Here is a 12,978-nt window from a genome sequence, read left to right on the forward strand (position 1 = left end):
TAATAAAGTTTAATGTGAAATTTTGGTGGTTAGCTTCTCGTCTAAACAAGTGTTTAAAGAGAAGCTAAGCACTGAATATGTGATTTATTGAAGACCGGCCATGGCTTTTATTTCGAACAACTTTAAGGGCCGTTGGTGGATTAACACATCATCCATTTCACCGATAAAATCTGCTCCAATTTCAACATTCATACTTTTTGATTTAACCGTATATGTGTTAATTGTTGAATGAGTGCCTGCAAAGCTTGTGGGTTCTAATACGCCATCAATGTATAGCTTTGTATTGCTTAGTTGCTCGTCTGGCGAAACAATTGCGATATGATGCCATTCGCTATCATTAAGCTTGGTTGTGCCGGTTAGTCTTCCGCCAGTAATACTGACTCTCAAGGCATCATTTTTCAGACGAATAACATACTGCTCGCCTTTGACAACGTCTGTATTGCCCCATTTAATAATGGTTCCATTCCCATTTGTTGTTTTTATCCATGCCATAACGGTGCGAGGGTCGGCTTCATTGACACCATTGTACCGGTCGGCAACAACAGTAGAGTTTCCATCAAACGAATACACTTCACTGTCACGGCTGTTGTCATACACACCAACCAAAGCGCCATTGTTAGTTGAAGTTCTTTCATAAATTGAATGGTCGGTAACTGTATTACCCGATAGTTCATTAAAACGAAGATCGTAAGCCACTTCTAAATCGATATCTGCATCTACTGAGTTTGCAAGGTAATCTACTTCAGTTTCAACTAAAGCACGGTCATGAATAACGACTTTGTCTATAAGTCCGGTATATGATCCGCCTATTTGAACATCACTATTTGCCACGGTATTAACGTTAGAGGTATTGCCGTTTACTGAAGTGTTTTCTAGGATTCCGTTTACATATATTTTAATATTGTCAACCGCATTATCGGGTGCGACAACTGCAATATGGTGCCATTGATCGTTATTCAGGGATGTAGTGCCAATAACAGTCGCATCACCCAAAATTAATCTAAGTTTTCCACTAACTAAGCGTAATCTCCATTGCTCACCTGGGGCAGCGTTACCCCATTGGATAATATCGCCTTTATTGTCTGTTGTTTTTATCCACGCCGTTGTTGTACGAGCGCTATCACCTAAAACACCGGTGTAGCTATCTATCGTTAGGTTGCTCCCTTCAGTAAAACTCGCAACTGTGCCTCTTGAAGTATCATCAACAAATGTTGCTCCATTCACTGTCGCCGAGTATTGGTTCACTGAATCATCATAGGCAGTTGAACCATCAGCACCTTTTAAGTTCAGGTGTAACTGCTTCCCTCTGTTGATTTGAATGCGTGTCATTAGTTTTACTTGAGGCTGCGAAATTAATAGAGGTTCTCCACCTGAGATTGACCCTTCATGGCTTAAGGCCCAGCTATACGCGCCCTTAGCGTTTAAAGCTCTGTTTAACCAATCTGAACCTTTCGCTTCAGAGAACACTACTGTACCGCCATTCCATGATTGCTGAAGTGGCATAAACATGTGACCTACCGCATCAACATCATCACCGACCGCAGGAAAATAGCCATTTTCAGTGGCTTCAATCGCTGTCAACATCGGTAAATTCGTATCAGAAGACGAAATTGTTCGGGTTAAGGGAGTAGGATGTCCACCCGTGTAGTCCTCTTGGACTTCAGGATTATTTCCCAGATGGACGTCTTCAGCTAAGCCTAATGCAACAACGGCATCACTATTACCGGCTCTTGCTGCATCGGGCAATAACGCGTAGTCGCCATAGGTGGCGTGATCAAACCACCAGCCATCAATAAGAGTGCCATAGCGCAGTGACAATGTTTCGACTATATTAACTAAGGCTAATTGAAAGCTGTGATGGAGGCTAGTTGATGGGTAATTAACTAAGACATAATCTCTCCATCGATTCATACTCGCCGAGCAATATACTTGCGTATCAGCATCTTTTTTGTTGGGTTTAGTTGATTTACAGGCACTACCGTCTGTTTCATCGATAATTGAGGGATCGTAATCCATCGATTTTTCAGCACCATGTTTCAGCATACCTGGCCCCTGTGTGGCAATATAAACAACCACTTTGATGCCTTTCGCTTGTAATCCGAGTGCGATTTGTTCAAAAAGATCTCTTCCTGGTAGGGTAGGATCATATAAATCATTAATGCTATTCGGCGCAGCATTCGGGTTAATTGCTTCAACTTCTGGTACCGGAACAATAAAGCGGTCACCAAAAGCACCATTGGTTAGATTGACTTGTAGCCAAGTTAAACCTGGAATTGAAGCTATTTGTTCAACAGCAGGCCTAACTTGATATTCATTTACATGACTTTCTTGCTGACTAACATCGCCACCCGATATTCTAAAACTAATCCCCCAATTTCCTTGCATCCAATCAGCTTTGGGTTCTGCGTGACTATTACAAGACAATAGTCCCAATGTTAATGCGGCGTAACAAGTCGTTCTAAATTTCATATCAGATCCTCTCGCTAGGGGTCTAGCGACTCAGTAATTAACTTGAATATTAATTCAAATACAAAACAATATTTCATATATAGTATGTTAGTGTTTTTAAATTGTCTATTAATTGTTAAAAATTTATTAATTAAAAGTGTTGGTGTTGATATGAAAGGAAGGGACAACTTGAAAGAAGATGCGCTATTTAAAAGCCTTAAATTGCTTTTAAAATCTCTTATTTGAGTCGATTTGCTAGCATCGTGAAGCAATTTCATTTGCATCTATGACTACAGTTCCCCACGAAAATATGCTTGATTCGATAATCAAACAAAATAAAAATCCTTAGAACTACGAGATCTATTTTTTGTATATGAAGTTAATTTTTATATTCTGAGTTGCTGGTGGAAGCTCTGTTGATTAGCTTTCGGTTTTATGGAGCCTCTTTAAATAAAAGGGTTTACCATGGAGGGAGTAAATAGAGTGCGCTATTGATAATAGCTAGAGAAAATACTAGCAAAGTGCTAGCAACAGAAGATACGAAAATACACTATCTCTATTTAGCAAACAGCATAAAGAGTTGCATAAATACGTTCACATTAGACTAAGGATTTGTGCTAATTAGCACAATTTCTTGCCGTTTGAGATGGTTAAAAATAGGCTGGATATTTGCCTTATCGGAAGGCACAGAGTTACTCTGAGCTTCTTTTTGACATCAAAAGTACAAATATCCATGCCATTTTCTTATTACTTCTTTTTCTTCTTACTTTTAACTTTGCTTTTTTTGTATATGGTAACAGGGACGTCGTTACTGCCAGTCTTTCCGTCTACGCTGTAACCATTATTAACCACTTGTTCTAACTGCTGCTTTAATTGCGCTACAATTTCAGGCTTTTGTTTGTATAAATTGGTAGTTTCTGCGCGATCTGTTTTCATGTTGTACAACTGCATGGGGATGTCGTTTTCGCCACCTTCACTCCAGCCACAAGAACCTTTACATGCTGCGAGTTTCCAATCACCAACGCGCACAGCAAAGTGTCCTGAAACTGATGCATGAATCGCGACGGGGTGGGTTTCCACTTGTGAACCTTTTAAGGCGGGTAATATTGAGAAACTATCCACCGCAACATCATTTGGTAGATCTACCTTTAATATCTCCGCGCTTGTTGCAAATAAACTGTTATGAACCACCGTTTTATCGTATGTCGTTCCGGGTTTGACGTGACCCGGCCAGCGCACAATATAAGGTACTCTGTGTCCACCTTCCCACAAGTCCGCTTTCACGCCGCGCAAGTCCGCGGTTGGCTGATGACCCGCAGCTAGTAGCTCCTCGATTCTTGCACTGGGAGATGTGCCATTGTCTGTTGTAAAAATAACAATGGTGTTATCTGTAAGTTCCGCTTTGTCTAAGGCCTGTAATATACGTTCAACGGAGTTGTTGGTTTCCATCACAAAGTCAGCGTATTTATTAATTCCGCTTTTGCCAACCCAGTTCTTACTGGGTACAACAGGACTATGGGGAGCACTAAAGGGTACATATAAGAAGAAAGGAGCCTTTTTTCTTGCTGGATCAGATACGTAGTTCACTGCTTTTTCGGTGATGCGATTTAACATTTCATCGGTATTTTCTAAATTATAGGTAACCTCATCTTGTTCGATCCAAGTGCCCATTTGGCGGGCATGATGAAAGCCCCAATATTTGTCAAACCCTCGTTCAATCGGGCCATCAATTATTTTAGTTCCAACAGGAACGGCATCGTAAAATTTACCGCGACTCTTATCAATTTCAGAACCTTTAGGTAGGATATACTTAAAACCAAGGTGCCATTTTCCAGTCATGGCTGTATCGTAGCCTTGGCTTTTTAAAAATTGCGCCACTGTTAGGGTTTTTTCATCTATTAGCGGCTCATCACCCACACTAATGCTGCCATCTGCAAGTACGCTGGTTTTGGCACTTAATACGCCTTTTTGTAAACGAGTTCGCCAAGGATATCGACCTGTTAAAACGCCATATCGTGTGGGTGTACAAACTGCAGAGGCACTGTGAGCATCGGTAAACATCATGCCTTCTTGAGCCAAGCGATCAATCGCAGGTGTATCGATTTTGCTGTTGGGGTTAAACGCAGATACATCACCGTAACCCTGATCGTCACTCATTATAAATATAATGTTTGGCTTGTTTTCATCAGCATAGGAAAAAGTTGGGGTTATTACTGCGCTGGCAGAAAAAATGAATATACAAAGGACTTTTGTAAACTTGGTTGTTAGGGAGTTGGTCAATTTGTTTAAACCTAAATGATATTTTTTAGTGGCCAAAGTATTGTTTGCGAACAAACCCGCTCGAGCACAGAGTATTGGATTCATTGTGTGTTTACCTAATTTCATTGTAATATTATTTCCTAAATGGCGCATTTGTCATTGAAAATAATTTAGTCTCTACACCGTGTTTTAGTTGGTGTCACTTTTTCATATTTACAAATAAAAATGCTGCTTAAATCACCGAACAATTCTACCTTTGTTCAGTAAGTCTGTTTGTGAGTCGCAAACCGCAAAACCTGTCTATGGATTCATTATTAACCAGGCAAGTCTTAAACTCATTGGCAATTTTGGTCGGTCAGTTTTCGTCTGTTCTGGCAATGTTTTTTACAACCAAACACTTTGATAATTGTTAATCAAATGCTGCTTTTTTGTTGTCCCACTGCTTATTTTTAATATAGAATATTGTTTCAAATATAAAACAGCGATTTGGGTTTGTCTAATCATTTAATGGTTTTAGGCAGCTAGCAAGGTGAGGAACAAGAATGAAAAACGTACATTTTTTGGGAGTGGTTTTGTGGGGTTGCCTGTTTCTAGCTCTGATAAGTACTCATGTTTCTGCTACATCAAAACCGAATATTATTGTCGTAATGGCCGATGATATGGGGTGGGGCGATTCAGCTACTTATGGTCATGAAACCATAAAAACCCCTAGCTTGGATAAATTAGCTGCCCAAGGGGTAAAATTTACCCAGGGTTATTCATCAGCAGGGGTTTGTTCACCTGCACGTTCATCAATTTTAACCGGCAGAACTCCCTATCGTAATGGTGTTTGGCGGCATCTTTCCGGAAGACATGAAGCGCATTTACGGGCTAGTGAAATTACCTATCCTAGTTTATTTCAACAAGCCGGATATACCACCGGCCACTTTGGGAAATGGCATCTACTGTCCAAGCATCAATTCAATAATGAGGGTTATCCTCATCCCAATGATCATGGTTTCGACTATTGGTTTGCCACTCAAAATAATGCAGAACCAAGCCATAAAAATCCAAATAACTTTATACGTAACCATAAAGCCGTGGGGGAACTGAAAGGCTATTCCGCGCCTTTAGTGGCAGACGAAGCCATTCGATGGATTGAAACAGGACGAGACGAAAGCAAGCCGTTTATGATGTCCGTTTGGTTTCATGAACCCCATAAGCCAATAGCAACTGATATTAAGTTTTCTGCACTTTACCCTAATGAAAACCCTGTGAATAAGAAGTACTTCGGGAACATAACGCAAATGGATTATGCCTTGGGTAAAATAATGGAGGTACTTGATGAGCAAGGGCTTAGTGACAATACCTTTGTTATCTTTTTGTCTGATAATGGCCCAGTGGTGGGAGTGGGCGGCAATAGTGGCGGTTTAAGAGGCTTGAAACGAAATGATTTTGAAGGCGGTATTCGGGTTCCTTTTGTTGTGCGCTGGCCAGGACATATTCAACCAGGCACGGTGAATGATACACCTATTATAGGATCCGATATTTTTAGTACCGTTTTAGCTATTGCAGATATTCCAGCACCAAGTGATCGCAAAATTGATGGGGTTAACTTTCTACCAGCCTTAGCTGGCAAAGAGCTTCAGCGCAGCACTCCATTATTTTGGCGAACACATGTTTCACCGGCGGAGGATCGTGTGGCCATGCGCATTGGCGATTGGAAGATAGTGGGTAACGATACACTAACTGAATTTATGCTGTTTAACGTGCAAACAGATTGGCAGGAAAAAAATAATCTCGCGTCTAAAATGCCAGAAAAACTAACGGCAATGAAAGCTAGATTACTAGAGACTTGGGAAGACATAAAAACAGACGGACCAAATCAATGGTGGGAAAATGAAAGCAATCCTCCTAGAAAAGGCGCTACGCTCAACTATTAAAAGCAGCGCGAGTCTTAAAATAAACACATCTTATAGATTGTTGACCTTTATATAACTCTTGTCATTGGTTTTTTCTGTTACTTTTCAGTGGTGTTTTTAATTAACCGCAGTGGTTATCAGAAAGGGGCGTAAACAAAGGTTAATAACCATGACTGTCAAACTATTATGGTTAGGCTATTGTGATTGTGTGGGTCTCAAATAGCAGTGTTTTAGAATCACTGTCATTGCAACTCAACGGCTCGAGAAAACTCCAACCATACCCAATCAAATTTTTAATATAAAAGGTATTTTTACCTGTAATTTACAATATTTTTAATATAGAATAACATTTCGAATATAAAACGATGTGTCGTATATGGTTTAGTTTGTTGATTCACAACCGCGAACTATGTTCACTTTTTAGAAGCCGGATATGCGGAAACACTTAACATTGAAGACAGTCGATTATTAAAAAGTCTATGGCAAACAAGGGCTGTAAGATTGAGCTTTCATCAATAGTAGGTGTTTGACGGGTCGTAACGGATGATTCTTTTTATTTAAGGTCGATTGAATAGATAGTTGTTCAGTTAAACCTCTAGGCTGATAAAGCTTAGTTATTCGAGTCAGAGCTATTAACTCGTTCAGAATAATTTTATCAGTCATTATTTTATGTAGGGTGTGTTATGTACAAATTGTTAGGGCTTATTGCTATCGCTATTTTGGGCCAAAGTGTACAAGCGAATGAGGCGATTGGGACCCTCGAAAAGCCCAATATCATTATTTTTTACGTTGACGATTTAGGTTGGCAAGACACCCAATTGAATGATATCGACGAACCTACGCCTTGGGAAACGCCAAATATGTTAGCCTTGGCAAATCGAGGAATGAATTTTAGCCAAGCTTATTCACCTGCACCTACATGTGCGCCCTCCAGAGGTGGTTTATTATCGGGACAGCATCCGGCAAAAACTAACTTTACCCATGTGAGCGGGGCGGGGATCCCTTCGCCGATGAATAAAGACGCTCGGGGAATTCCACCTTATTATAATGATCATTTATCAACTGATACCTTAACGTTGGCAAAAGCACTTAAAGCCAATGGATATAAAACCGGACATGTTGGAAAGTGGCATTTAGGCCACTATGCTAGTAATTCACCCTCAACCTATGGCTTTGATTTTACTTTTGGGGGCAGGGGAGCACACCGGAATTCTAAAAACCGTGCAAAAATATTTGACGATGAAACCTACCCGTTGAGTAAAGAAAAATATCCGCCTTTTAGTGACAAGAATCCACAAGGAATCCCTTATCCACTGGACCTAGTGACAGAAAATGCGCTGGGTTTTGTTAAAGACAACAAAGACGAGCCCTTTTTTCTCTATCTTGCGCACTGGATGGTGCATGTACCTATTATTACTAAAAACCGAGCGCTACTAGAGCATTATACCGATAAATTAGGTATACCTTTTCCTCAGACACCTGATCCAATCACCACTACTGGTCAAACAAATCCATACTATGGTGCCATGGTCACCACTGTTGATTGGAGTTTAGGACGCTTAATCTCATTACTGGAGGCAACCGATGATCCTCGTAATCCAGGTAAAAAATTGATCGACACCACCTATATTTTCTTTTCCTCGGACAATGGTGGCGCAGAAACAAAAACCACGGAAATCATTACTGACAATTACCCTCTGGATAAAGGTAAAAAGCATACAGAGGAAGGCGGCGTTAGGGTGCCTATGGTAGTTGCTGGCCCAACGGTGAAAAGCAATGTTCTATATGATGGGATGGTGAATCAGTTAGATTACTTTCCAACCATTCTTGAGTTAACCGGCTCTACCATTGATAAGCAGCATAAAAGTAAACTCAGTGGCTTGGATTTGTCCCCTGTACTGCAAGGTAATAGCGACATAGTAGTTGATGAAAATGGCGAGCCTAGAAAAAACTTGTTCTGGCATTTCCCCCATTATGGTGATGATTCAATGCGCGGCGCTATTCGAGAAGGTGACTTTAAACTGTATAAGTATTATACAGAAAATCGCTACTCGTTATATCGACTGTATAAGGATGGCGAACGATTTGACCTTGAAGAAGCCAATGATTTAGCTGCTGATCCTCAATACGCTGAAGTCGTTAAAACCTTGTCGACAAATTTGGAACAACTTCTCAACGAAAATAATGCCATTTATCCCCATTTGAATCCGGGTAATAAGAACAATTCGGCAGCTAGAGTTTTGGTTCCTAAAGTCTCTTCAAATAGGTTTGATAAGGCAAAACGTCAAGCTCAAATTAGTTTAGTTGCCGGTAAAAGCGCAGTTAAAGAGGCATATTTACTGGCCGAAATTGCAAAACCGAAGGATGGGAAAAAGCGTGGGAAATTATTCATCACTCACAAGAAATTACCGGTAACAATTGAGCCAGAAAAAAACACGATAACGGCTTATGTACCTGCAGAATACAAAGCTTATGTATTTGTATTAATTGATGAAAATAACTATTTAGTCACCAGCGATAAATACAAGTCGTTGTAAATCACTGTTATTAAAATGCTCAAGGTGTTTCAAAAAGTCTTGGGTTAGTTAATTAAATATCATTCTAGGGTATATCAGGAAAATACTATGTCTAAAATAATTTGGTTCTCTGTTCTTTGTTGCCTAAACGTATCATATGCGTTGGCAACTGAAAGGCCACATAAACCCAATGTACTGTTAATATTAGCGGATGATCTAGGCTGGCAAGACGTAAAAAGTTACGATATTGACGAGCCTTCTCCATTTGAAACTCCCAATATAGATAAACTTGCAAAAGAGGGGGTACTTTTCTGGCAAGGTTACTCGGCAGCAACGACATGTGCGCCTTCAAGAGGTTCGATACTATCGGGCAAACACCCAGTTCGAATCAAAAGAACGGCGGTTAGAGGTGGGCATCCTCCTATGCCGTATAACAACTCATCGGCTTTAATCAGTCCATGGCAAGCGGGTCATTTACCGACTTCAGAAGTCACGATAGCTGAATTGTTACAATCCAACGGATATAGAACAGGTCACTCAGGTAAGTGGCATGTGGGCGTTCCTGGCACAGATATTCCTTTGCCTACTTCGCAAGGATTTGAATTTTCTAAGCATGGCTTTGGTGCACACCAAAAAATGAAGAACCGTACAAAAGGGTTTGCAACAACGTCTGCTGACGACCCTTATCGATTAGATGCAAATGGCTTTCCTTTTGATGATATCACTCAGGATGGTCTTGATTTTATGGAGCAATACAAACAAGACCCATTTTTTCTTTTTTACTCGACTCGATTAGTACACACGCCTATACACACAAGAAGTGAAGAGTTACTGCGTAAATATTATAAAAAGCTAGGCGTGGCTTATCCTAAGGAAGGAGATGAATGGAGCGAAGGAGGTCAAAGAAATGCCTATTATGCGGCGATGGTCGAAATGTTCGATTATTATACTGGTTTACTTATCACCTATCTTGAACAAACTGATGATCCAAGATGGCCTGGTCACAAATTGATTGAAAATACTTATATCATTTTTACTTCAGACAACGGTGGTATGGAGAGCCTTAGAGGGGAAGTTATTACCGACAACTACCCTTTAGATAAGGGTAAAATAAATGCGAAAGAAGGCGGGGTTCGAGTACCCTTTATTATCAAGGGACCAAAAGTTGCTGCTAACAAAGAGTCTGACGTTATGGTTAACGGTGTAGATTTTTACCCTACCATTCTTAGTTGGACTGATACAAAATTACCTGAAGGCCAAATACTCGACGGTGCTGATTTATCAATTCTGTTAGAAAAAGCGCCAAACGATCCTACATTGGTTACCGACCCGTGGACAGGTAAGACACGTGATACTATGTTTTGGCATTTTCCCAACAGTTCTATGCAATCTACGATTCGTATTGGAGATTACAAACTAGTCCGACAATACACTCCAACCGAGGAAAAAGCATCATTAGAGCTTTATCAACTGTACGAAAATGGTTCGGAACGTGTGGATATAGAAGAGTCGCAGAACCTAGTCAAAAAAATGCCTGAGAAAGCACAGGAAATGAATCGGATATTAGAACAGCGTTTACAAAAACTAAACGGCCGTTTTCCTTTCTCAAACCCTAAAGCTAAGTTCCCTTCACCGAACCAAAATAAAGTAGCTAGTGTTAAAAAGCATGGGTTTGATAACAATACTGTCTGGTTAACATACAAGAACAATGGCGCAAATATTGTAAATGCGGAATTACTGTACACAAAAAATGGCGGTACTCGAGGCGAAGTTTGGGTACCCCTAACTATGCAGGTTGACGGTGATAAAGTGTCTGTAAACTTGCCTAAAGGAACAACCCATTATGTGTTTAATTTGATGGATGAAAATAATTTTTTAATAAGTTACCCAGAGTTAGGTTACTTAAAAGAAACAAAAATATTTTCGCCAAAAGCTATTGCAGTTAAGTAATCTCGACTTGTTACATAAGTGCAGGTGGTTGAATTGAACTAGAGAATAGTTTTGATGGGATGAATCTGGCATGAAAGGTATGTTGTACAGATTCATCGAAGTGATAAAAACGAACCTTTCAGGTTCGTTTTTTATTTCATATCGCCAGAATAAACTTAATGTGGATGGTTGCGCAAAAGGCTTTGTGCCTCTTAATGGCGTTTAAGTGGGTCTTACCCATGTATAACAAGGGATATGCCCTTGACCATTGGATACAGCAAGTTCCTTATGAAAATCGAATACCTTAATGGAGTTCAAATGACGTATTGTAAAGTTGTACGCAAAGTAGCGTACTTGGGCATCACTGTGTTCTGCTGTTTTAGTGCCTTAAGTGGTTGCACTCAACAGCTAAACGAAAAACCAACTATTTCTCCCAAAGAGAATAAGACAATTGCACCTAATTGGCAGTCGATGGCTGAGAACTATCAAGTACCAGAATGGTTTGTGGATGGCAAAATCGGTATCTGGACACATTGGGGTATCCCTTCTTCAATAGATGAAAATAGGCCCCATGATGGTTCTCATTATGGTAGAAGAATGTACGGTACTGAGGGGTTTATTACTCCCTCTAAAAACCCCGAACGAGATAAGCAAACCACAGCTAAGTTAACTCAATGGCATACCGAACGTTATGGACACCCATCTGAGTTCGGTTATGAAAAATTAATACCGTCTTTTAAAGCGGAAAATTGGGCCCCTGATGGTCTGGTTAAATTCTTTAAAGAAAATGGTGCTCGTTTCATCATGCCGGTGGCCACTCATCATGATAATTTCGATATGTACGACTCATCTCATCCATGGAACGCAGTGGATATGGGACCAAAACGAGATACCATTCAAGAATGGAAAAATGCAGCCACTAAATACGGCCTTAAATTTGGCGTATCGACACATTTGTATTGGGCTCCACGTTTTTTTAATGCTGCTCGACAATATCAAAAACCCAATACATTAGAGTGGCAACTTTTTGCAATGGACTACCATCCCACTGAATTTGCATCCCAGAAATCCTGGAACAAACACTGGTTTGAACGCAGTTGGGAGTTAATAGAAAAATACGATCCAGATATGTTTAATAACGACTCACCATACCCTGATGATGAATTTGCAGAGGTCTCGGGAGCGGCATTGTTTTCTGATTTTCTGAATCGTGACTTACGGGAAAATAATGGTACTCAAACCACGGTTCTTTCATTCAAAAATGCAAATATGGATAAAGCCGCTTTTACCTACAACCTTGAGCGAGGCATGTTTGGCGAAATTCAACCTCATCCTTGGATGTGGGCCACAGATATCTCTGGTAACTGGTTTTATCGAAAAAACTTAATGACTAAGATGAGCATACCTGTGTTGCTTGGGAATGCCGTTGATGCCATAAGTAAAAATGGAGTGGTCATGATGAATGTAGCATTGCGTGGCGACGGCACCTTGCCAGAAGAGCAGGCCGCTTATATTCGTGCATTTGGTGACTGGATAAAAATCAATGGAGAAGGCATTTATGGCACCCGACCTTGGAAAGTCTTTGGAGAGGGTCCTTTAAAGATAGTGTCAAAACGGACGGGAGAAAACTTAAGCGCGTTTTCTGCACAAGACATTCGCTTTACCCATAAAAACAATAGTCTATTTGCCTTTGTATTGGCACCGCCTAATAAACCTATTCACATTAAAACACTGAAGACTGATGGGGTACTGAGTAGGAATATTCAGCGCATATCTATACTTGGTGCCAACGAGAGTGTGAATTGGTCTAGAAGTGAAGAGGGTTTAACTATTTGGTTGCCTAAAGCACTACCGGAACAACCTGTGATTGGATTTAAGATTGTACTGAATTAAGGTAATGACATATGTTTGGCGTGTTAGTTTAA

The 12,978-nt window shown here is 40.3% G+C and carries 6 protein-coding genes; 4 read left to right on the top strand and 2 right to left on the bottom strand.

Features of this window, described 5'->3' with window-relative positions; all coding sequences use genetic code 11:
* Window positions 1-84: 84 nt before the first annotated feature.
* Window positions 85-2,469 (bottom strand): LamG-like jellyroll fold domain-containing protein, encoded by a 2,385-nt coding sequence (locus ABJV04_RS07910; RefSeq protein ID WP_348490904.1) that lies wholly within the window; start codon window positions 2,467-2,469, stop codon window positions 85-87.
* Window positions 2,470-3,195: 726 nt separating this feature from the next.
* Window positions 3,196-4,833, bottom strand: a complete 1,638-nt coding sequence (locus tag ABJV04_RS07915; RefSeq protein WP_348490906.1) for an arylsulfatase — start codon at window positions 4,831-4,833, stop codon at window positions 3,196-3,198.
* Window positions 4,834-5,249: 416 nt separating this feature from the next.
* Between ABJV04_RS07915 and ABJV04_RS07920 the strand changes: the two genes are divergently transcribed.
* The 4 genes from ABJV04_RS07920 to ABJV04_RS07935 all read left to right on the top strand — a co-directional run bounded on the left by ABJV04_RS07920 (window position 5,250) and on the right by ABJV04_RS07935 (window position 12,946).
* Window positions 5,250-6,629, top strand: a complete 1,380-nt coding sequence (locus ABJV04_RS07920) for a sulfatase-like hydrolase/transferase (protein ID WP_348490907.1) — start codon at window positions 5,250-5,252, stop codon at window positions 6,627-6,629.
* Window positions 6,630-7,291: 662 nt separating this feature from the next.
* Window positions 7,292-9,145, top strand: a complete 1,854-nt coding sequence (locus ABJV04_RS07925; protein WP_348490909.1) for a sulfatase — start codon at window positions 7,292-7,294, stop codon at window positions 9,143-9,145.
* Between the two features lie 87 nt (window positions 9,146-9,232).
* On the top strand, window positions 9,233-11,074 hold the full coding sequence (locus tag ABJV04_RS07930) for a sulfatase (RefSeq protein ID WP_348490910.1): 1,842 nt from the start codon (window positions 9,233-9,235) through the stop codon (window positions 11,072-11,074).
* Between the two features lie 297 nt (window positions 11,075-11,371).
* Complete coding sequence (locus tag ABJV04_RS07935) at window positions 11,372-12,946, top strand: alpha-L-fucosidase (RefSeq protein WP_348490912.1); 1,575 nt, start codon at window positions 11,372-11,374, stop codon at window positions 12,944-12,946.
* Window positions 12,947-12,978 lie beyond the last annotated feature (32 nt).

Source organism: Aliiglaciecola sp., from assembly GCF_039982535.1.
GTDB lineage: Bacteria > Pseudomonadota > Gammaproteobacteria > Enterobacterales > Alteromonadaceae > Aliiglaciecola.